The following is a 23,640-nucleotide window of genomic DNA, read 5'->3' as shown; positions in this document are numbered from 1 at the left end:
ACGAATCAACTACTCCGGTGACAGCACGCCTGTCACCGTCCACAACATGATTCAACACATAACATCGAATCATCACTGATGACTCGACGGGGATTGCTACGTTTTTTAATCGGGCAACGGCTGTATTTTTGCCTACGGCTCACCCATTTGAACAGGTACTCATGCGAGTTGGATGACTCCCATGATTTCAGCGAAAACAAGGAACCGATCCATGATAGGACAAGCAACAAACGCTTCCGGCGCCTTATATGAGCAGTTTTGGCAAGCAAGTCACGAAGATCAGTCTCAGATGAAACTGGATACAATTACTGTCGGTGTGATTGTCGTCACTCAAGATCCCGACTTTTTTCAGACGGGTCTGAGTGTATTGAATGATATCCGGGATTATTCATTTAATCAGGTCCATATTCAGTCAGACCTGCCTTTGCAGTTACTCGATTTATCTTATGATGAGCTTTATCTGGAAACACGAGGCAAAGCCATTCACTTTCTCAAAGAACAGAGAAAAGCTATCAACATTCAGGTCATTCAATGCAGCAGTCTTGCAGAAGCCACGGGTAAAATTGTGTATTCCCATGCATTGGAAGAACAATCGGCATTTCAGGTCGGAATGTTGTTCTACGATCAAGCCTCTTTAGGGCAAAGTGATGATCAGATCGAGAAAATCGACCGGGATTTGGATGCATTTTATTGTGCGATGCAAAAAACGGGGATTCCGGCATTTTATACCACGTTTTCTACGGTGACATTTATTCGTAGTCTGCGTTCCCCCTGTCGTTATTTACCACAGCAATACCGGGAAATCGTTCGTTCTCAAGATCCGCAAGTGTTCCAAACCGAGCTCCTCTGTTTATGGATGGACTTTTTTGAGATGAACTACACCAACCGACGGGTAAAACCTGAAGGTGCCGCATTGTTACATAACACTCTGGCGGATCAACTGATCCGGTTTTTCGAGGATGTAACACCGGATCGGTGGCTGTTCTCTTATTACACCGGTTCAATTGTCTCTAATTTGATTGGCTATCTGGATAAACATGCGCAAGCGCACGGTGCCTTAACCCTGCGAGGCCCGAATGAACATGCGATCGCCTGTGGTGCGATTGCCAACTGGCAGCTCTACCGAATGCCGTTTCTGGGGGTGGTAACCTCCGGCATGATGGATGAGTTCAAAGGAACGCTAGCCAATCTGCGTGAGACGGCAGCCAAAGGTATTCTGGTCGTTGCAGAAAACCGCACGAACCAGTGGTATAGCTTTCAGGGCACCCTGACACCAACCGAAGATATGCGTGAAGTCCTGCAAGCCCGGCGGATTCCCCATGTCTACATTCATGATGTCAGCCAGATGACTGAAGGACTGACAGAAGTTTTCCGGCTTTATCACCTGAATCAAGGACCAGTCGTGCTTCTCGCCACTCAAAATGTGCTGGAATCCAGCTTGCCATTGGATCATGTGATCAGCGATGTATCCACCCTGCCGATTCAATCCTCTGATAATGCATCGGTAGCCGGTGAAGCATTTGAACAGGCCATGCAACTGATCAACGCCGGGCCGGAAAAGCTCATCTGGCAACTTGGTCCGGTCACTGACGATGAATATGCCCTGATTCATGAGATTGCTGACATGGCCGGGATTGCACTGGTTGACTCACTGGCACACCCCGGTACGGCACCGAAATATTATCAGGGGAAATTGAACCCGCACTATCTCGGCACACTGGCGATTTACGGTTATAGTCCGCGCGTCTATAACTTCATGCATACGAAAGATAAGATCAATCCACTCCATGAGCAGAGCCTGTTCATGATTAAAAGCCGTGTCGCGCAGATCACCACGCCCTTCTCTGATGGCCGGTTAGAAAATAAGGTTCATCTTGTCCAGTTAACCCATGATGAACGCCATCTGTCGCCTTATGCCAATATCCATCTGCAGATGGATTGCCTGACATTCCTCAAGGCGGTCAAAGCGAATCTCAATGTCAGTGACAGTCTGCGGGAAAAACGTCAGTCATTGATCCGCACTTATCTGGACTCACCTTCAGATGTGGTCAGTCGTTTACCGACATTACCGATGTCACCGAACTATTTCTTTTCTCAGCTCAATCGAGTGATTGAAGATTTAATTGAAACCCAGTCGTACGACTATACCGGGGTTTACGATGTTGGCCGGTGTGGGATCTCTGCGGTCAGGAATGTCGCCAGAACCCGCCGCGGTTTTTCTGGCTGGTATGGCCGAGCCCTGATGGGAGACGCCTTAATGGCAACTACCTATCTGGCACACACCAGCCCGACCCATGTCATCGCATTCATCGGTGACGGTGCGAAAGGTATTGTGCCAGATATGTTACCGGCGTTTATCGACAACATTCTCACCCATCCGGAATCACTCAATAAAAGCATTACGGTGTTCTATTTATGCAACGGCGGATTATCCGTCATCAATACCTATCAGGAGCGTATTCTCTTCAACCGGACATCCCGGCAAATGCGTCTGATGAATCTCGATCAGCCGGCGTTCGAACAGCACATCAATGATTTTCAGATCAAAAATCAAACGCTGACCCATTTTGATGAAACCGTCATCCGGGATGCGCTGACGAGTCCGAAACGCCTTAACTTATTTTCTGTGGTTCTCGGCCACAACAATGAAGGGGACGGGATTTCACTGGCAACCGCCAAAGGCTGGCAGCGCGACCCCTGCGATAAAGAAACATTACGCCAACGTACAGCGGCTGCCAGCCCGTCAGAGTCTGCCAGTCAATCATTCGACCAAATTCAAGCAAAGGAAATCACATCATGAAGTTCGGGTTCATTGCTCATCCAACATCGGTTGGTTTAAAACGTTATGTCAAAATGCTGGATATGCTGCAGCGCAGTTCAAATGAACTCCACAGTGGCTACAATCGGGAATTATGGCATAAAGAAAATCTCGTCCCGTTTATGAACTTTGCGCATATCACCTCAGCAACCGGGGCGACTTGTGAAGGGATCATCCGCTATATGCCGTTGGTTGCCGACGAAATGTTGGCAGAACCACGCGTGATTGCCCAACGGGTAATACAAGGTATTGAAGAACTCGTTGAAGATGGCGCGGAACTGGTTGGTCTGGGTGGATTTACTTCTATTGTCGGCCGACGTGGCGAAGCGACTGCTGAAAAATCTCCCGTACCGGTCACCTCCGGGAATTCATTGACAACCTATGCAGGTTACCGCGCACTGCGTCAGATTACCGAATGGCTGGATATCAATCCGGAGAAAGAACCGATTGCCATCGTCGGTTATCCCGGGTCAATCTGTCTGGCTTTAAGCCGGTTATTGCTGGCCGAAGGCTATTCTCTTTACCTGCTCCACCGTGCCAGCCACAAAGATCAGGCTGAACTCCTCAGCCACTTGCCGGAACAGTATCACCATCGTGTCACATTAACCGGTGATCCGGAGACACTTTATCAGTCATGTCGTTTATTCGCGGGGGCAACCTCTTCAGGCGGCATTATCGAAACGGCTCGTCTTCAACCCGGTTCGATCTTTATTGATATTGCACTGCCCCGGGACGTCGATACCGAAGTTCGCCCGCAGCGGGAAGACATTCTGATCATCGACGGTGGCTGTGTTACCGCAACCGATGCCGTCAAACTCGGTGGTGAGTCATTGAACGTGACCATCAAGCAACAGTTAAATGGTTGTATGGCTGAGACGATCGTATTGGCTTTAGAAGGCCGCCGGGAAAAATTCTCATTAGGCCGCTACCTGCCACCGGAAAAAGTGCTTGAGATTGGTGAAATAGCAGAGAAACACGGGTTTTACGCCTATCCGCTTGCGTCTTTTGGCGAACGTCTCGAACGTCAGCAGGTGACCAACCTTAAACGCTATTACCACCACGACATTTATGATCAAACATCCGATAACACGTCCGCGACACAGTTAGCCTTTATTGACGGGTTGCTCAATCAAAATGCTGAACGGGAAGACACGTTGGATCGTTATCGTCAGTACGTCAATCCAATGATGGTTGATTTTCTCCGTCTGCAACATTGTGACAATGTGTTCCAACGGGCCGCCGGAACAACATTGTGGACGGCAGACGGCACCGCCTATCTGGATATGGTCGCGGGATATGGCTGTCTGAGTCTCGGGCACAACCCTCAACCACTGGTTAATGCATTGAAAGACTATCTCGATGCACAAGGGCCAAATTTTATTCAGTATATTTCGATCCCGGAACAGACGGCAAAACTGGCTGAACTGCTCTGTTATCTCGCTCCCGGAAACATGGGACGCGTCTTTTTCAGCAATTCAGGTACGGAAGCCGTCGAAGCTGCGATCAAAATTGCGAAAGCATCCACGGGCAAACCGGGCATTGCGTATATCAACAACAGTTATCACGGTAAAACACTCGGTGCACTTTCACTCACCGGTCGTGATAAACACCGCCGTTATTTCCAACCCCTGTTAGAAAACATGGTGGAAATCCCCTTTGCTGATCTGGACGCACTGGAAGCCGCGATCCGCCGGGATGATGTCGGTGCGCTGATCCTTGAGCCGATTCAGGGCGAAGGTGGTGTACATCTCTTCCCCGAAGGTTATCTGCAACGCGCCCAAGCGTTATGCCGGGAAACCGGAACGCTGTTAATGGTCGATGAAGTTCAGACCGGCCTTGCCCGAACCGGAAAACTGTTCGCCTGTGAATGGGACAACATTGAACCGGATGTTCTGATGCTCTCGAAATCCCTTTCCGGAGGGCTGGTTCCGATTGGCGCTACCTTGTGTCGTGCTGAAATCTGGCAGCGCGCTTATGGCACAGCGGATCGTTTTCTGGTTCACAGTTCAACCTTTGGTGGCGGTAACGTTGCTTCCGTGGTTGCCCTCAATGCGCTGCGGGAGCTGGTTGCACAAGATCTGCCGACGCGAGCAGCCCGCTCCGGCCAATATCTCAAGCAAGCCTTAGAAGAGATTGCCGCAAAATATCCGTTTATTAAGGAAATTCGGGGACGCGGACTGATGCTGGGCATTCAGTTTGAGCAATCTTTTGCCGGAGCTGTTGCTGCATCAGCCCGTGAATTTGCGACACGACTGCCCGGGGACTGGCACACCATGTGGAAGTTTTTACCCGATCCGGTCCGTGAACATCTCCAGATTGCTATGACCCGTATGGAGCAATCCCTTGGTGAAATGTTCTGTATGAAATTTGTCACGAAGCTATGTCTGGATCACAACATTCTGACATTTATCACCGCCAACAGCTCAACCGTGATTCGGATTCAACCCCCGTTGATCATTGAACAGGAAGAGATGGAACGGTTTATAACTGCGTTCGCAGATGTCTGTGAAGAACTCTCGACATTTATGGACTGAGCACTGAATTCATTCACGAAATTCAATTGCTGAAATTAACTGAACACCGATAAAGGAATTTTTCATGACACTCACGAAACAAGATGCCGTTAATCAGATGATGGGCTTTTTTCAGGCGAAGACACTTACAGCAGCATTAGATTTAAAGCTATTCGACCATTTACATAACCAAGATTTGAGTGCTCAGGCCGTCGCTGACAAACTCAATAGCCCGCTTCGCTCTGTTGAGCAAATGCTGATTGCACTGCGGGCAATGGGTTATTTGGACAAACAGGGCGAGTGCTACCACCTGCCACAGGAACACGCTTCATTTTTGGTCAGTAGTGAACCGATGTGGCTGGGATGGTTAGGTCGCCATATCGATACATTTTTATACCCCTTATGGGGGGAACTGAACACCGCCGTTGTCAGTGATAGCAACCAACGGCAGAAGGTGTTTGGTGACAACCGGAGCTGGTTCGACATTCTTTATCAGAACCCGGAAGATGTGACTGATTTTCAAGAATTTCTGGGGAAATTTGCAGCCCCGTTTATTGAAGGATTTATTCAGGGTTACGATTTTTCTCAACATCATTCATTTCTGGATATCGGCAGTGGCATCGGCACATTGCCAATTGCTGTCGCCGAGAGTCATCCCGACATTAATCTGACAATTTGCGAACTACCTCAGGCGTGTGCATTTCTGCGCGATCGCTTAGCCGTTCAAGGCTACGGTGACAGAATCAATGTTATCGAAGGCGATGTCATTTCCGGCAAACTGGCGTTACAGGATCACGATTTGATTCATTTAGGCTGGATGCTGCATGACTACGCACCAGAAATTCAGCTAACTATTTTGCAGAACATTTATCAAGCAATGCCAGCCGGCGGGCGCTTCATGGCATCAGAAACTCCGTTGAATGATGAGAAATCCGGCCCTGAGTTTACCGCCCTGCTCTCACTGAACATGCTGGTTTCAACGGATGGCGGCATTGAAAGTAGTACCGAGGAATATCTGGAGCGTTTCCGGGCTGTCGGGTTTGAAAATGTCCGGATTATCGAGCTTTCCGGTCCGCGGACACTTATCTGCGGTGATAAGCCTCAATCAACCAATCTGTAAGGAAACCATGATGCTAACGAACCAATTAATTCAACATATCGCCCAACAGTTTCTTGACGGAGACACGGACGGTTTAACCAGCGATACCCCGCTATTTGAGCTGAACATTGTTGATTCTGCTGCAATTTTTGATCTGGTCGATTTTTTAAAAAATGAAGCACAGGTTGAGATCAAAATGCAAGATATCTACCCGGAAAACTTTGCATCCGTTTCCGCAATGGTTGCCCTTGTCGAACGGTTGAAGGCGAATCAAACTCAAGGAGAAAAAGTATGACAGAACATAACCAAGCAGTCTCTGATGCATCAGAACTACAGCAGTTCATTCTGCAAACGTTTTCCGCAATCACTGAATATCCGGTCGATGCATTGTCAGTAACCAGCCATCTGGAAAATGATTTAGGTGTTGATTCAATTGCCTTGGCGGATATTGCCACCACGCTGACCAAGCAACTTCAGCTTGCAACGCCTCTGGCGACCGACAAACTTAATACACTCGCGGATATTGTTGCAGCGATTGAATCCACGAAATATCAGTTACCGACAGCGTCGTCTGCTGCCAAAGCAACCTCTGATACGCATTGGCTGGATGATATGATTTGTCAGGTCTTCGCCAGTCACAGCGGTTATCCTGTTGAATCAATCAGTATGAATGCTCAGATTGAAAATGATTTAGGGATTGACTCGATCAATGTGCTCTCAGTTCAAAGTGAATTACTGACCCTGCTGGGGTTGGATCCAAAACTGGAATTACCTAAAGCCGAAACACTGGCAGCAATGAAAGCTGCCCTTGTCAATCAGCTGCCGCAAAACGGCGAAGGTTATCAACCGCCGGTTATTGCAAAAGCAGAAAAACCACTCCTGAGTGATGAAGACCCATATGCGCATCTGGCGATGTCTTCAGCAGAAGACCGCCAACAAGTCGGTGATCCGCGCACGATGCGCGACTTCGTCGGGATTCAACATCCCGATCTGTTTCACAAGGCTCGTGAGTTCCGTAAGTTCTACCATGAAAAACGCGATAATCAGCTTTACTGGTATGGAATGCCACTGGAAACCCCTTGTAAAAACCGGGCGGTAATCTTTGACGAAACAACCGGGAAAAGCCGTGAATTTCTGATGTTTGGCTCAAACAGCTATCTTGGATTATCAAGTCACCCGGAAGTGATTCAAGCCATTCAGGACGCAGCCGGTTTATACGGTGCGACCAATACCGGCTGCCGGATTATTGCCGGCAGTAACATGCTGCACTTAGAACTGGAACGTAAGCTGGCAAAACTGAAAGGACGAGATGATTGTATCGTCTATCCATCCGGTTACTCAGCCAATCTCGGCTGTATTTCGGCTCTGACCAGTAAACATGATCTGGTATTTACTGACTCGATTAACCATATGAGTATTCAAGATGGTTGTAAACTGGCAGGCGCACAACGCAAAATTTACGATCATTCACTGACCAGTTTAGAAAAGTCGCTGGCGAAATATGCTGATCATCCCGGAGGAAAACTGATTGTCACCGACGGTGTATTCAGTATGCACGGGGATATTGTTGATCTGCCGCGTCTGGTCAAACTGGCCGAGCGTTACGGTGCCAAAGTGCTGGTTGACGATGCCCACTCAACCGGTGTGTTAGGAAAAACCGGCTCCGGTACTTCTGAACACTTCAATATGAAAGGTCAGGTTGATCTCGAGCTGGGAACCATGAGTAAATCCCTTTCCGGATTGGGCGGATATGTGTGTGCCGATGGTGACGTGGTCGAGTATCTGCGCTTCTATTCCAATTCTTACGTTTTTGCCGCAACCATCCCTGCCCATGTGGCCGCTGGCGTTATCGCTTCTATCGATATCATGCTTCGCGAACCGGAGCGGCTGACTCGCCTGTGGGATAATATCTATTATTTCCGGACGCGTCTGCTCAATGCCGGATTTGATCTGGAAAATTCTGATTCAGCGATTATCCCGGTCGTGGTCGGTGATGATGCGAAAACCTTACTGTTTGGTCGCGCAGTCAGAAAACGTGGCATGTATTGCCAGACTGTTGTCTTCCCCGGTGTCAGTGTCGGTGATGCCCGGTTGCGGATTAGTGTCACCAGTGAACATACCCGTCAGGATCTTGATGAAGCCTATCAAATCTTAGTCGATTCAGCACTTGAGGTGGGTGTCCCTGTTGCTGATACCGCTCGGGTACGGGAAAAAGTTGCCATCGCGGAGGCATAATATGGCGATACCAACGATTTTAGACCGTTTGTTATCTCATATTCGTTATGCCCCGGATCGTTCAGCGCTGCGTTGTGGAACGCAGCACTGGCGTTACGCGCAATTGGGTCACCGAGTGCTGCAAATTGCTGCAGCACTACAACAGATGGGCTTATCCCGTCAGGGGATTTTGCTCAATCTGCCCAAAAGCCCGGATACGGTTGCAGCGATTTATGCGGTATGGCTGACGGATAACCACTACATTCCGGTTGATTTCAGTCAACCGGAATCGAGAATTCAGCGGATTATCGACATTGCCCGGCCAGAATTGATCATTGATCAGGATTGGCTGGATTCACTCGATCATCAACAGATATCGGTGGCTGCCATTGAAGATTTTCAGACCTTCACGCATTCACTTGCTGCGGTGTTATACACCTCGGGATCGACCGGTCAGCCGAAAGGTGTTCAGCTGACCCATGAGATGCTGAACTTTTTCATTGAATGGGCGATTGATGATATTGAATTACAGGCGGAAGATACTCTGTCGAATCATGCCAGCTTTGCTTTTGATCTGAGCACTTTCGACCTGTTTGCAGCAGCCTCCGTCGGTGCTTGTGTCTGGATCATTCAAGAGTCGGAACAAAAAAATTGTCCCGCATTGATTGAAGGTATCGCGCAACATCAAGTGACGGTGTGGTACAGCGTTCCTTCAATTCTGGCCATGATGGAGAAAAGTGGTTTATTGAATCAAGATGTGACAGCGTCACTAAGACGAGTTATTTTTGCTGGTGAGGCCTATCCGATTGCGGCATTTCGCCAGTTACTTGTACATCTCCCCCAGCACTGCCGGATCAGCAATTGGTATGGCCCGACAGAAACCAATGTGTGTACTGCCTACACCATTGATCGTGACCGCTTGTCTCAGCTGAGTCATATCCCTATCGGCTATCCACTCTCTGGTCTGCAAGGCGAAATTGAGGATGATGCCGGTCAACGCCATCAAATTCCGGATTGCGTCGGTATCAGTGGTGAACTGCTAATTTCAGGCCCATGCGTGACACCGGGCTATCTGAACGCCCCCGAATCGCGACAAACTGCGCTTCATGCCAAACAGTGCCATACAACCGGGGATCGTGTGGAAATGACCCAAGACGGTCTCATTTATCGTGGCCGAATCGACGATATGGTCAAGATCAACGGTTATCGGGTTGAGCTGGGAGAAATCGAATCGGCTTTATACCAACATCCGGCCATTCAACAGGTTGCCTTGTTTGTCGAACTCGGGGAACTCAGCCAGCAATTGGTGATGGTCGCTGTGCTGAAAGACCCGGAAGCCAAATTGAGTCTGCTTGCTATCAAACAATTTCTCCGGGAGAAGCTCCCCGCCTATATGTTGCCCCAAAAACTGGTGATCACTGATCAATTGCCAATGAATGCGAATGGCAAAGTAGACCGCAGACGTTTAGCAGAGGTTACATCAAGATGAGTTCAGACCAATCGAGTCACCCGTTGGCGATCGTTAGTATTGGATGTGTTTTCCCCGGACAACGCAATTTTAACCATCTGGCAGAGCCACAAGCATGGCAACAACTGGTGCAACAGCATTATGTTTCGCCATGGCAACATGTAGATACTGAGCTGAACGTAAAAGCGGCGCTCTCTATCGGCCAAGTCAGTGATCAGGACTTTGATTTCAGAAAGTTCGCCATCCCGCCGCTGTTTCGCAAGGCTGTCAGTAAAGAAACACGGCTGGCTTTGTTAGCCGCAGATGAGGTTTTCAGACAGATCACCATTCCCGAATCACTGCGGGATCACTGTGATCAATTCTGTGCGGTACATCTGGGGAGTGATTCGGCCTATCGAAATGCTGCGAAAGTTCAGGCACTGCGCTTGCTTGGCGATCAATTGCTCGAACAGGGACACACTCTTCAAACAACCGAACAGCAAATCGATACGTATAAACAGCAACTGGCGCAATGTTTAGGAGCTTCTTCTCATGACCGTGTCGGAGAAATGGCTTCCAGTATCCCTGCCCGAATTGCACATTTCGCTCAGACCCGGGGCAAATGTCAGGCTATCGATGGTGCCGATTTAGGCGGTTTACGGTTATTGCAACTGGCGCAAGATAGTTTTCGCTTTCAAGACAGCCGGGTAGCGCTGCTGACATCGGTTCAGTGTTTTCACCATCCGGAACAAGCCAATCTATTACTGGAACAAGGCGTCTCTGCGAATCAGACGTGGTTGGAAGGTGCGATCAGTCTGCTGGTTTGCCCGGTCAATATAGCTCAGGCGAATCAATGGCCAATCCTGGCTGAGTTGAGCGACATTGATACGCTGCCAGCGACAGAGGTTACAAAAAACGATTGCGACTATTTTGCCGGTGCCAATCAGGTGTTCTGTCAGTTGCTTGATATGTTACGCCAGCAGCAGCAATCTTGCGCCGGTCATTCATTTACGGGTACCGGCTGGCAAATCAGTCCGACATCATCGAGCCAAAATATCACACAGCCACAGGCACCGATCCAGATTCTGGATTATGCACCGCTGACAGCACTCGGTCAGGATAAACAGTCATTCTGGCAAACATTAGCACAAGGCGGAGACACTCTTGAGACCTTATCCTCCGAACAGCTCCATCAGGTTGCGTTGTTTCGGCCAAATCCTCAGAAACTCAGTACCTATATCCGTCAGGCAATGTGTTTCCCCAGCCATAATATTCAGCATGTAGCTGCCAGTAAACCGATGATGCCGGTGAAGCAACATCGGTTGGATGTTACTCAGCAATATCTGCTTAACGCCAGCACTTGCTTATCGCAACAATCAATACAGACCAATCGTCGTACAGCCATTATTGTTGCTACCAATTTATCACTGACACCGGATCGAATTCGAACCGTACGTCACTTATGGGATGAATTGCCTCAGACGGTTGCGCTCCCCCGCCCTCAGCCAGCCCCTCTTAACCGTTGGAACTGGTATGGTGCCAGTGGTATTGGTTCTGCAATGTTGCTCGCACAACAATTGGGAATTGAGGCAGACTGCTATGCGGTAGAGGCTGCATGTGCCAGCGCTATGGCAGCGCTCCATGATGCGGTCAGGTCATTGCAGTCGGGTCGTTACGATCAAGTGATTGTCGCTGGGATTGAGATGGCAACGACAGAACGCGATTTAGTGTTGTGCAGTGCTCAAATGATGCTATCAACATCTCGGATTCGTCCGTTTGCCGATAAAAATGACGGATTTACGCCCGGAGATGGCGGTGGGATCTTTATTCTTTCCCGTCAATCGGATGGCTCACAAGCGCTGGCAACGATTCGTGCCATATCCGGCTCATGTGACAGCCGGTCGATGACAGCTCCGGATCCGGAAGGACAAGCTCTCGCAATCGAAAAAACACTGTCTCTGACAGACGTTGCCCCCAGCAAAATTCAATATATTGAGGCCCACGGCACCGGAACCGCTCTGGGGGATGTCTCGGAAATCAGCGCAATTCGCCAACATTATCAACGCACAGCGGACACAACAGAAATGCAACCGCCATCTGCACCGTTGTATATCGGTTCAGTCAAATACAATTTCGGCCACTGTTTTGCCGGTGCCGCAGCTTTGAGTGTGTGTAAGGTACTCAGTGCATTTGAACATGAACAGATTCCCCCGACCCCGCTCCTCGGTGAGCAGAATCCTCAGCTGATGCTGGCAGATCTTCCGGCTGAAATTCCTCAGCAGACGATCCCTTGGTCTTACCCTCAGTCGGGCGGGCGAATGGCCGCCATCAACGCTTTCGGCACGGGGGGCATTAATTATCACCTGCTCATCGAGCAAACCAATATCATTGAACAAACCAATATCATCAAGCAAACCAATAGTGAGTCAGGTTGTAATCAATCACGGACAAATAACCATACAGATTAGAAAAGGATCATGAAATGAAAACAATTGTGCATAAAATTCGCCTGAAAGATATCGCCCTGTACCACGAGTTTCGCGACTGGGTGGTTCACACCGACTATCAAGCCTGCAACCAGCTTGATTCTGTTCTGGCATTTGATGTGATTGATGTCAGTCAGGCTGCCGATGCTCAATTCCACTTTATTGAGATTATTCGTCTCAGTTCTCTGGAAGCATTTGATCGAGATATGCAAACGCCCGTGTTCCAAAGTTTAGTTGCGCGTTTCGAGCAGATGGCTGAAGTCATTGAAGAAATTTCCGGAGAAAGAATCGGCAATGGCTATCAACAGTGAAGACAATCGGCATATCACCAGTCGGTGGTTGTCAGCGGGGACTGATGAGCCCCGCCTGATGATTGCCCAAGCGTGTCTCGATGGTTGTACAACAATGGCTGATATGCGCTCACAAGTCAGGCAGCAAGCGCGCCGACAGACGAAGCAATGGCTGAATCACGTATGGAGCCCATCATCATCTGATCTTGCAGCTCAAACAAGGACTATCGTTGCACAGAAAACTAAGTGCTTTGAATTTAATATCATATATACTCAGCAAGGTCAGCCATTGGCGGTTCACCCCGATTTCGGTGTCCGGGGAGTCTCCGTCAGCCACAGCGGTATCTGGTACGCCATTGCCACGGCTGCGCGACAGACATTGGGGATTGATCTCCAGTGTTACCGGCATTTTGGTTCGTCAGCCCGACAATGGGCTTTCACGGCTGAAGAGCGAACACAATCTATACCATTACTTTGTGCCATCTGGGCGGTGCGTGAAGCATTTTTGAAAAGTCATGGTGTCGGGCTTCCCCATTTATTGCAAACCATCGATATCGACTGGCAGCAACAGCGGGTGTCGAATCTCAGTGCAAACTTGGATGAACGCATGTTCGGGCTCTTTTATGGCTTATATTGGGTCTGTGCGATTTGTTATTGTCCGACAAAAGATTACCCGGAAAAAAACTATCCGGAAGAAAATTATCCACCGAGACTGGATGTGACAACGTTATCTACATCTGTACCTGTGACTATGTTATCCGGCAGGAGCGCATGATTATGTTTACGACATCGTTTGAACAAAACTTGGCCGCTGCGATTGAGATTGCACGTTCTGCCCCCTCTTCTCATAATTGTCAGCCTTGGGCTGTTCACTATTCGCCTTTATCCCGAACCGGTTATCTGGCCATTGATCGTCGTAGAGCCCTGAAGGGACTGCCTTCATTAGAAAATGAAATGCTGATGAGCTGTGGGATTTTCTTTCAGCATATTGAAGCATTAATGCGAAATGCCGGCACGCCACTGCAATGGGTATGGTTTGATACATCTCATGCGACATCACCACTTCCCGGGGATCAAGACGGTCTCATCTGTTTTTCCCCCGGGGATTTACAGCCGACAAACTCAGAGGCTTATTCTGCTCTGGCCGAACAGATCCGACAGCGCCATACCAACCGGATGCCTTACGAAAGCACACAACTTTCCGCGCTACAGCAGTACCGGCTTCAGGAAATTTTCACCGATTCTCCAGCCCATTTAGATATATGGCAAGATCAAGTCAGCCGTAAACAGGTTGCTGATTTAGTTTACCAATATGCAGCATTGGATTTTGCCGACAAACAAGCTTGGCAGGAAACCTATAGTTTTATTCATTTTGATAAAGATAAACCCGTAGAGGATGGATTCTACCTCCACCACCTATTCGGCAAGATCCCTGCTTATGCCGAGTGGTTATTCCGGATCGGCTTTCATCCGAAGCTGAACCGATTCACGCGCTTACTGCGGTTACCTCAGGTCATGGCTCGCGAATTCTCGAAACTGACCAGACAAGGGCCGCAATATCTGGCGCTGAGTCTTGCCGAGCCCAGCCAGCGCAACCTGTTTCTGACCGGGATGACACTGGCCCGGTTATGGTTGTTGCTGCAACAATGGGGCTGGGGTATCCATCCGCTCAGTGTACTTGTTCAACACGATTTACCTAAAGCAACACTGGCAAATACGTTGGGAATGACACATCTGCCGATATTTTTTGCCCGATTCGGGCAGATCAAAATAGCATCAGATGTTTCGCCGAGACGTCATTTAAACAGTATTTTAACCATCGATTAAGCCCTCAGCGACAAGAGGGAAAATATAAATTGTCCTCGCAAGAAGGAGTTATTATGGAAATTTGGATCACGTTAATTGTCATTATGTTGGTTTTATCCGGGCTGGCTTATCGGGCTACGCGAAAAGCACAGGATACTCGCCCTATGTTTGTCTGGGGATTTAATACCATGGCTCCGGTTGCCCTTGCCTATTGTTATTGGGGAAGCGGTGATTTTGGTCATAAAGCGTTAATTATTGTATTTGTCGGTATTTATCTGCTGCGGATGAATATTGTATTGACGCGTTGGTATGTTAATACTGCCGCAGCGAAACTCGGTGGCGTCATCCCCGAGCAGCAACAGCCGATGCTGGCGGTGATGATGGTCAACATTTTTGGTTGGCTCTACTGTTTACCGTTTTACTGGGCTGCCGATATTCAAGGGCCGTTCGGCGCGATGCAATGGTTAGCCATTATTGTTTATATTATCGGCACCATCTATCACTTCGGCAGTGACTATCAAAAGCGTCGTTTCAAACAGAACCCTAACAATCGCGGCAAGCTGTTAAATACCGGTTTTTGGGGAACCTCCCGTCATCCGAATTATTTTGGTGACTTCCTGATTTTTGTCAGTTTTGGTCTGCTTGCGAATCATTGGATTGGGCTCATCGCACCGCTTACCAATATCGGACAATATTATGGTGATGCGATTCCGAAAAGCGAAAAAATGTCTGGTGAACGTTATGGCGAACAGTGGGAAAATTATAAACGGAAAGTAAAATGTTTTATTCCGTTTGTCGTGTAATACCATTGCACAGATAAAAATAACCAGTCCGATTCGGGCTGGTTATTTTTTTGGTCAGAAAAAATGGTAAGTGAATGCTTTAATGAACGGTCATCGAGCAATTCTTTTAGGGACATAAAGCGACATATATAGACACAATGTCTCATTTGTTTCATATATAATTTCCAAATAAAACAGAACAACTGGATAATTCATGTGAATTAATAAAGCGGAATATTCATTACCTTCAAAGGAATTATATATATGATACAAATTCATCACATAAAACAGTGGCTCATATATGGTCTACTGTTACTTTCTGGGACGGTTTCTGCACATATACAACATCCTGATCTCAGTGCAAAGCACGTCATTGATGACGCATCCGGTGCGGCTGCTCTATACCGGAATGTCGGTGTCATTGATAATCAGGTGATTTATAAACAATATGGTATTTGGCAGCGTGGCCCCGTACTACCGGTACAAGGAAGCAGTTTCTCGAATCGCCATATTGGTATCAGCAATCAATTGATAGTGATCGGTTCGCGAAATGAGGGACAGGTCTGGGTTTTTCGCCGTTCAGGCAATCAATGGCTGCAAGAAGCCATCTTAACGCCCCCGTCTGTTGAAGAAAGTTCTGCTTACGGTGAATCCGTTTATGTTGATGACCATCTGATCGCGGTCGCAGATGTCCGTCAGCAAGTTGTGTATCTCTACACCCAGTCACAAGGCCAATGGCAACTCAGTGATACGCTCAGCGCTGAAGAACTGCCTCGTCCTAACTTAGAATCTTTTGGGATTACGATACGACGAGTTGATGATGAACTTTATATCAGTGATTCTGACGCGGATCGACTTTTAGTCTTTAAACAAACCCAAGGTCACTGGCAAAGAACGCAAGTGATTGAAGCTCCGGCCAACGATAACTCAGATGTCAGTGTGAAATTCTCTTTTGCATTTGATGTCAATCGCCATGTTCTTGCTGTCAGTAGTTATATGATGGGCTCGGGTTATGTTCGTATTTATACGCGTCGTCATATCGGACAACCTTGGACTCATACCCAAACCATCTACCAGTCTGACATTGATACTGATATAGGGTATTTTGGTCATGATGTGGAACTGGAAGGTACGACGTTATTGATCGGTGATGATGAACTGCAAAAAATCTACCGCTTTGATTTGAACAGACAAAGACAATGGCAGTACAGCAATGTTCTGACGAATGACTCCCCCAACCCTAATTTTGGCTACTCTTTTGGGTTTAGTCACGGCACTTTATTGGTCGGGGCTGCACAGTCAGCGTTGTATACGCACCCATTTCCAATGGTCACACTCTTCGGACGAGTGTTAACGCAAGACTATCTCCCCGTTCAAGGTGCCAAGATACAAGGTTATCTCAGTCAACCTAAATCTGATGAATATGGTGAATATACTCTTGATGTTCCGCTATTTTGGTCTGGCACACTCCAAGCTCATATCAAAACGATTACCTCTCAGCCAGAAACAGTCAGACTTGCTCTGCGAGATGCCGCATTAAATGATCTAGTATTTGAACAGCCTTATTATATTGATGCACGAGCAAGAATTATCAGTGCCCGCAGAGGATGTCTTGATCGGAATATGAAATTTGCAGAAATCCCGGAAGATCAGCAACGCAACGCTTCAGGACGACTAATTTCATTCCGTACATTATATGGTTGGCGTGGGACACTTACCCCGGTATCCGATATCTGTCAGTATTCTCCGACCTCGATCCCGGTTGAATTTATGCAAGATCTGATGCTCTTCGAATTTACGTCGAGCGCAAAATAAGATGTGGTACTGGAGATGCTTGGTCACCCTGAACATCTCCAGAATCAATATGTTAGCGGTTCTCGTTGAGGTACTTATTCACGATTGCTTGAATATGATGCTTTCTGAATGGCTTGACAATAAAGTCATCCATTCCTGCCAGAAGGCATTCCTCCCGGTCTTCCGGTGTTGAGTGGGCTGTTAAGGCAATGACTGGTGTGAGAATATTATGATGGCGTAACCTTTTGGTGGCTTCAATCCCATCCATCACCGGCATCGAAACATCCATCAGAATCAAGTCAAATGCAGTATTCTCTGCGATGATATCCAGACATTCTTGCCCGTTCTCAGCAATTGTGACGTTGTAACCCATCTGTTCTAACAGAATCTGAATTACCATCTGGTTGGTTTTTGTATCTTCAACCACCAAGACATGCTTCTGGGCAGTGGTTTTGAGCGAGGGAGCAACAGGTGCTGACAACGTGGGTTGAGATAGCTGATAAGGTTTTTTTAAACACAATGGCAGGTTGACGCGAAAAGTGGTGCCTTTTGCGACTTGGCTTTCAACATGAATCTGTCCCCCCATCAGATCAACGAGGTGCTTGGTGATGGCTAAACCAAGCCCGCTTCCGCCGTAATTTCTTGTTTTGGTGCTGTCAGCCTGAATAAACGGTGTGAATAAATGATGCAATTTTTCCGGTTTAATCCCAATCCCGGTATCGCTCACAATAATCGTCAACTGATCATCCGTGATGTCCAGTTCAACCTTGACTTCACCTTCATCGGTGAATTTGATTGCATTACCGACCAGATTAAAAATAATTTGCATGAGCCGAACCGGATCAACGAAATATTCATAGTGGTCTGCAACCTGAGCTGAAATGTGAAACGCCAGATTTTTCTGTTCAGCATTCTCTTGATAATGTTCGAGTGAACCAAGCAGGCGTTCATTTAAATTCGTCCACTGGCGATGTAGTTTAAAGTGCCCCGACTCGATCTGACTGACATCTAAAATATCACCGATAATCACATGCAGTAATTCCGCTGAATGCTCCATGCGGGTTAGCAGATCGCTCTGATAGTCATCGGAATCCTGCTGCAAAATATCAATGATACCAATCACCGCGTTAAGTGGTGTTCTCAATTCATGACTCATCATTGCGAGAAACTGAGATTTGGTTTCATTGGCTTGTTCTGCAATCTGCCGGGCTTCCTGTAGCTCTTTGGTTCGCTGATCAACGATATTTTGCAGCGCTTCTTTATGTTCAATCTCACTAATTGCCCGCTCGATCAGAGGCCGAAAGCGGAGAAAAGTGGATTTGGTCTCCGTATTGAACTGACCACTTTCAGAACCGAGCAGCAATAACACCGAATCGCTGGCCTGAGCCCGGATACCAATCATCAGCGCCATTCCGATGCTTTGTCTGAGCGACTCACTTAAAAAGCTGAATTCATCGAGGGAATCAGGTTGGAATAATAAAATACATTCCCCATCAAGTACGCGTTGAAATTTATCGCCGTAGCGCCAGTGCCTGTCTTTAAAAACACCATTGGTAGTCAGAAATGTGGTAAATGTCTCTTCTGATTTCTGCTTGGAAATAACAATAAAGTCGCTGAAATCAATGTATTGCCCCAGCACTTTTTGGAGCCCATCAAATATCTGATATTTGTTTTCTGAATAGCTTAAGGCTGATAATGTTGCCAGAATGGTTCGGTTTTCTTCGGCCAGACTGATTTCCCGCTCACGGCAACGCCTCAATTCCAGTAACGTTTCATTCAGCTCTTCTATATGCTCAAGATTCTTCATAATGAAAAAGACTCCGGCTCATATAAAATAGCGGATGAAATCATCAAATTGCCATGGGCATTTTCACCACCGACAAACTGCCCTTGTTCACCGTAGGTAAACGGACAGATAAAAGGTTTGTGATTTAACTGCTCACACATCTGTTTTTGGACGCGTTGGATATCACTTCCCAATCGGGCCATGGCTCCGGCACAAAAAATTGAGATGGCTCCGAGGCTCTCCGAGTGGGTATGATTCTTTGCACTTGCTTCTTTCAAGACTCTGGCTGCCCGGTGAACCAATTGCTCCTGAGAACCGGTCATCAGAGTGATCTCTTCACCGATTTGAACATCAGCAAATAACTCCAGCCCACCCCGTTCCGTAATTCTTCTTGGATGGGTCAACTTATAATAAGGCTGGTCATAGATTTGTCCGGCAATACGGCCGAGGGGAAAACTCGTAATGTGTTGATAGATATATTCATCCGAAATCAGCCGATTGGAATGATCACTAATCCATGCCTTATAAACATCTATCGCGGGTTCATCATCAATTTCTTCAAGCAGACGACCATGAGATTTAGTGATGGTTCCGACGCATTCAGTCGGAGAATAACCCGCACAAAACCCGGTTGTTACGGGACTAAGAGAAAAACAAAGCTGAACTGCAATAGCATTGCCGGACCAGCCTTTATCCGTCATCACTGACCATCGTTGCTGAATAAAATTATCCGCAGCACTACCGCCAATGATCGGTACCGACATGCCAAACACCGCATCAATTGCAGCAATAATCTCTTCTTCATACCCGGGAATGGCATGTAACACAACCAGGTCCGGCACTTCTCCGTATCGTTGTGCGTGTTGTAATGCCTGAAAAATCGCCTGCTGAACGGCATCATTGATTGTGGCGTGATTTGCAAATTCAGCAAACCCCGTTCCGAACGTACAAGCATCGTGATGGACGGCCATCAAAGCAACGGTTGGCCCGTTAAAATAGCCTTTTTCTGTCATGATTCCCTGATATGAGGAACACCCGACAATCGGAACCCCCGGTAACTGGCGAGTTAACTCTTTCCATAAGATTTCTGGCGCGTATTCTTCGGTATAATAGAAAAATACACCACGTAAGTGAGGACGATCTAACGAAGAAATCAGTGACGATACGGCCGCAACAGGATCAATAATCTGAGAAACTTGAGTTAGAAATCGCATCGGCCACCGTTGATGATTATTTTATTTGTTGGGCATTTTAACAATAATTATATGAGATACAATCGACTCGGTAGCCTTTCTATCTGTTTTTTATATGAATGATATATTTTTTATGCATACCGGTCACTAATGTAAATTGAGAGCGGTTCGCCAGCGCCAAAATCAGCTTCACTTGACCATTTGCCTTGTTCTTAATCTGGGGTGAGAGTTCTATCACAGACCAACTTTTTTGCGCAGGGTCAACCGAAATGGTCCCCGTTTCTTCACCGGCCGTAATATGAGTGAGGCGACCATCAATCGAAATCTGACACGGATATTCACAGGTCAGTGACTCAGAGGCTGAATAGTGATAAGTTCGCCAAAAAAATGCAGCACTTAAAATGGCTAAAATCACGGTGATATGTATTAATCTCTGTTTGGTGAGTTTTTCTGCTGGCATAGTTGCTTTAATGCTCTCAATCTCAGATGAACAGTCGGTAAAGACTAAAAACCGACTGTTGAAAGTCAATTATTATATCACTGAAGCCTAAACGGATGGAAATTCGATTCGCAGATTTGTATGCCACAGATAGCGTGTTACAATTACAATGTTCACTCATCACTTTGAGCAAGAATATGTGACAAGAATACAGGTATCAATCAGGTAAAGTTTATCTGTCAATTTTGTAAGATTTCTATATAATCGCCTGATTCCTGTACTCTTTTTTTAACTATTCTTTACGATTAAGGAATGGTAAAATATTGATGTATATCAAGATAGTGAAAGGTTATTATGATTTCAGATAAGCCAGGTACGAAACGGATTCAATCTGGAGGGTGTGCGATTCACTGCCAGGATTGCAGTATTAGCCAACTTTGCATCCCTTTTACTTTGAATGAGTCTGAGTTAGATCAGCTCGATCAAATTATTGAGCGAAAAAAACCTATCCAAAAAGGACAGGAATTATTCAAAGCTGGTGATGAACTTCGTTCGCTGTATGCAATTCGCTCCGGAACCATCAAAAGTTACACAATTACTGAACAAGGTGATGAACAGATTACGGCTTTCCATCTCGCAGGTGATTTAGTGGGCTTCGATGCCATAACCGGAGACAGCCACCCTAGTTTTGCTCAAGCATTAGAAACCTCAATGGTTTGTGAGATTCCTTATGAAATCTTAGATGATCTGTCAGGAAAGATGCCCAAGCTGAGACAGCAGATTATGCGCCTGATGAGTAATGAGATTAAAGGCGATCAGGAAATGATTCTGTTGTTATCCAAGAAAAATGCGGAAGAACGTTTAGCCGCTTTTCTCTTCAATTTATCGACCCGTTTTGCCCAACGGGGTTTTAGTCCGCGGGAATTTCGCCTGACAATGACCCGGGGTGATATCGGTAATTATCTGGGTTTGACCGTTGAAACAATCAGTCGTTTACTCGGTCGATTCCAAAAATCAGAGATCTTGAGTGTCAAAGGTAAATATATCACGATATTAGATCACGATTCTCTCATGGAACTGGCTGGTGTCTCTGCTGACAGCTAAACCATGACGATACAGTTCATTCAATGAATGAGCTGTATCAAAATTCTATAGACTCCCCTGCAATTTTTCTCTTCTTCTGCCTTCTTTTAAGCTAAAGTTGTATTGAAACCCCATGATATGAGGGAGATATAATGAGTATTTACAATAATATTCTTGTGATTGCAAATGTTAACCATGATGAGCAACCAGCGCTTGCAAGAGCAATGCTGTTAGCCAAAAAAAGTAAAGATATTAGCCACATCACTTTGTTCCTCTCTATCTATGATTTTTCTTATGATATGACGTCCATGCTGTCTGCCGATGAAAGAGAAGCGATGCGTCGCGGTGTCATTCATCAGCGAGAAACCTGGCTCAAGAATGTCGCGAAACCTTACATAGATGATACCGTTGATTTTACCGTCAAAGTCGTCTGGTACAATCGTCCTTATGAGGCGATTATCGCTGAAGTGTTCTCCGGACAGTACGATATTTTAATTAAGGCAACACGCAAACATGACTTTCTTGAGTCAGTGATCTTTACCCCGACCGACTGGCATCTGATGCGCAAATGCCCTGTTCCTGTACTGTTGGTCAAAAATGCTGAATGGGAAAAACAATCCAATGTGATGGCTTCTGTTCATGTCGGTTCTGAAAATGAGATTCATCATTCATTGAATGTAAAGTTGACCGAACAACTATTGAGTATTGCTGATTATCTTGATGCAACACCGTATTTGGTCAGTTCATATCCGGTCACCCCAAGTAACATTACACTTGAGTTACCTGAGTTCGATATTACGGCCTACCGGGATGCTGTTCGTGCTCACTGTCTGACATCGATGAAAGAGCTACGCCAGTCTTTTGGGATTGACGATGAACAAACGATTGTTGAAGAAGGATTACCCGAGGATATTATTCCGAAACAAGCCAAGCAGCTGAATGTGGCGATGGTGATTATCGGCACCACAGGCAGAACCGGACTATCTTCAATTTTTATCGGTAACACCGCGGAACATGTGATTGATAAAATTGATTGTGATGTGTTGGCAATTAAACCGGAAGGCTATATTAGCCCGCTTGATCCGAATCAGAGCTCATAGACTAATCGCGATATAAATTCATTTATATATACAAAAAACCTTGCGCCATTGACGCAAGGTTTTTTTGTTAGTTGCTTAGCTCATTTTTTCGAACCGAATCACTCTTCTGGCTTAGTGAATATTCAGCCTAAACGTTTGTGACATCAATAAACATAGATTCATCGATATTCGTTGACGATACAACAGCTTCACTATAGGCATATTCCCCTCTGTCACCATCGCGTTCCAGTGGCAGATCAATGAAATCAAACAGTGATTTGTCAGCCAGTTGGCTGGGGCTGACATTTTGTAGTGATTTAAAAATACTTTCGACACGTCCGGGGGTTTTCTTATCCCATTCCATCAGCATCGCTTTAATCGCCTGTCGCTGTAAATTTTCCTGAGAACCACACAAATTACAAGGAATGATCGGGAATACTTTATGTTCCGCATATTTGATCAAATCTTTTTCCCGACAATAGGTTAATGGCCGGATGACAATGTTACGGCCATCATCGGAACGCAATTTCGGTGGCATTGCTTTCATCCGCGAGCCGTGAAACATATTGAGGAACAAGGTCTCAACGATATCATCCAAATGATGGCCAAGCGCAATTTTTGTCGCCCCGATTTTCTCCGCAAATGAATATAATGTCCCGCGACGTAACCGAGAGCACAGTCCACATGTCGTCTTCCCTTCCGGTATTTTTTCTTTAACGACTGAATAGGTATCCTTATCCACAATATAATAGGGGATGTTCAAACTCTCAAAATACTGCGGTAATACATGTTCGGGAAAACCAGGTTGTTT

18 protein-coding genes are annotated in these 23,640 nt (G+C 46.6%); 14 read left to right on the top strand and 4 right to left on the bottom strand.

Annotated features, from left to right (window positions below; all coding sequences use genetic code 11):
- The first annotated feature begins 211 nt into the window (after positions 1–211).
- From pigD to VR7878_RS08755, 12 genes are all read left to right on the top strand, one after another.
- On the top strand, positions 212–2,800 hold the full coding sequence (gene pigD, locus VR7878_RS08810) for a prodigiosin MAP biosynthesis protein PigD (protein ID WP_077335347.1): 2,589 nt from the start codon (positions 212–214) through the stop codon (positions 2,798–2,800).
- Complete coding sequence (gene pigE, locus VR7878_RS08805) at positions 2,797–5,352, top strand: prodigiosin MAP biosynthesis aminotransferase PigE (RefSeq protein ID WP_077335345.1); 2,556 nt, start codon at positions 2,797–2,799, stop codon at positions 5,350–5,352. Before pigD ends, pigE begins: the two co-directional genes overlap by 4 nt.
- A 64-nt stretch (positions 5,353–5,416) precedes the next feature.
- Positions 5,417–6,451, top strand: coding sequence for a methyltransferase (locus VR7878_RS08800; RefSeq protein WP_077335343.1), 1,035 nt, complete (start codon positions 5,417–5,419; stop codon positions 6,449–6,451).
- Between the two features lie 7 nt (positions 6,452–6,458).
- The gene (locus VR7878_RS08795) at positions 6,459–6,725 is read left to right on the top strand and encodes an acyl carrier protein (protein WP_205409441.1); all 267 of its coding nucleotides are present in this window, start codon (positions 6,459–6,461) and stop codon (positions 6,723–6,725) included.
- Complete coding sequence (locus VR7878_RS08790; RefSeq protein WP_077335339.1) at positions 6,722–8,665, top strand: aminotransferase class I/II-fold pyridoxal phosphate-dependent enzyme; 1,944 nt, start codon at positions 6,722–6,724, stop codon at positions 8,663–8,665. Before VR7878_RS08795 ends, VR7878_RS08790 begins: the two co-directional genes overlap by 4 nt.
- Before the next feature lies 1 nt (position 8,666).
- A complete protein-coding gene (locus tag VR7878_RS08785) occupies positions 8,667–10,133 on the top strand; it encodes a D-alanine--poly(phosphoribitol) ligase (RefSeq protein WP_077335337.1) in 1,467 nt (488 codons plus the stop codon).
- On the top strand, positions 10,130–12,559 hold the full coding sequence (gene pigJ / locus VR7878_RS08780) for a prodigiosin MBC biosynthesis protein PigJ (RefSeq protein WP_077335335.1): 2,430 nt from the start codon (positions 10,130–10,132) through the stop codon (positions 12,557–12,559). Before VR7878_RS08785 ends, pigJ begins: the two co-directional genes overlap by 4 nt.
- Before the next feature lie 14 nt (positions 12,560–12,573).
- Positions 12,574–12,888, top strand: a complete 315-nt coding sequence (locus VR7878_RS08775) for a RedY/HapK family protein (RefSeq protein ID WP_077335333.1) — start codon at positions 12,574–12,576, stop codon at positions 12,886–12,888.
- Positions 12,872–13,642: a 4'-phosphopantetheinyl transferase family protein gene (locus VR7878_RS08770; RefSeq protein ID WP_077335331.1), complete on the top strand. Its 771-nt coding sequence runs from the start codon at positions 12,872–12,874 to the stop codon at positions 13,640–13,642. Before VR7878_RS08775 ends, VR7878_RS08770 begins: the two co-directional genes overlap by 17 nt.
- Before the next feature lie 2 nt (positions 13,643–13,644).
- Positions 13,645–14,694, top strand: a complete 1,050-nt coding sequence (locus VR7878_RS08765) for a hypothetical protein (RefSeq protein WP_077335329.1) — start codon at positions 13,645–13,647, stop codon at positions 14,692–14,694.
- A 53-nt stretch (positions 14,695–14,747) separates the two neighbouring features.
- Positions 14,748–15,476 (top strand): DUF1295 domain-containing protein, encoded by a 729-nt coding sequence (locus VR7878_RS08760; protein WP_077335327.1) that lies wholly within the window; start codon positions 14,748–14,750, stop codon positions 15,474–15,476.
- A gap of 243 nt (positions 15,477–15,719) precedes the next feature.
- Positions 15,720–17,270, top strand: coding sequence for a hypothetical protein (locus VR7878_RS08755; RefSeq protein ID WP_077335325.1), 1,551 nt, complete (start codon positions 15,720–15,722; stop codon positions 17,268–17,270).
- A gap of 52 nt (positions 17,271–17,322) precedes the next feature.
- Here VR7878_RS08755 and VR7878_RS08750 read toward each other — a convergent pair whose 3' ends face one another.
- The 3 genes from VR7878_RS08750 to VR7878_RS08740 form a co-directional block, all read right to left on the bottom strand.
- Entirely contained in the window at positions 17,323–19,056 is a 1,734-nt protein-coding gene (locus tag VR7878_RS08750) for an ATP-binding protein (RefSeq protein ID WP_077335323.1), read from the bottom strand.
- Positions 19,053–20,249: an FIST signal transduction protein gene (locus VR7878_RS08745; RefSeq protein ID WP_077335321.1), complete on the bottom strand. Its 1,197-nt coding sequence runs from the start codon at positions 20,247–20,249 to the stop codon at positions 19,053–19,055. The genes VR7878_RS08750 and VR7878_RS08745 overlap by 4 nt, the downstream gene beginning before the upstream one ends.
- A gap of 79 nt (positions 20,250–20,328) precedes the next feature.
- On the bottom strand, positions 20,329–20,688 hold the full coding sequence (locus VR7878_RS08740) for a hypothetical protein (protein WP_077335319.1): 360 nt from the start codon (positions 20,686–20,688) through the stop codon (positions 20,329–20,331).
- 333 nt (positions 20,689–21,021) lie between these two features.
- On the opposite strand from VR7878_RS08740, the gene fnr reads away from it, so the two are divergent.
- A complete protein-coding gene (gene fnr, locus VR7878_RS08735) occupies positions 21,022–21,771 on the top strand; it encodes a fumarate/nitrate reduction transcriptional regulator Fnr (RefSeq protein WP_021020298.1) in 750 nt (249 codons plus the stop codon).
- A gap of 131 nt (positions 21,772–21,902) precedes the next feature.
- On the top strand, positions 21,903–22,850 hold the full coding sequence (gene uspE, locus VR7878_RS08730; RefSeq protein WP_077335317.1) for a universal stress protein UspE: 948 nt from the start codon (positions 21,903–21,905) through the stop codon (positions 22,848–22,850).
- 127 nt (positions 22,851–22,977) lie between these two features.
- On the opposite strand, the gene ttcA is transcribed toward uspE, so the two are convergent.
- Positions 22,978–23,640: tRNA 2-thiocytidine(32) synthetase TtcA (gene ttcA / locus VR7878_RS08725; protein ID WP_077335315.1), on the bottom strand; the 663-nt coding region annotated here is incomplete at its 5' end.

It is taken from the genome of Vibrio ruber DSM 16370, from assembly GCF_900163965.1.
GTDB classification, from domain to species: domain Bacteria; phylum Pseudomonadota; class Gammaproteobacteria; order Enterobacterales; family Vibrionaceae; genus Vibrio; species Vibrio ruber.
The sequence above is the reverse complement of the archived record's forward strand: the minus strand, read 5'-3'. Positions and strand labels throughout refer to the sequence as shown.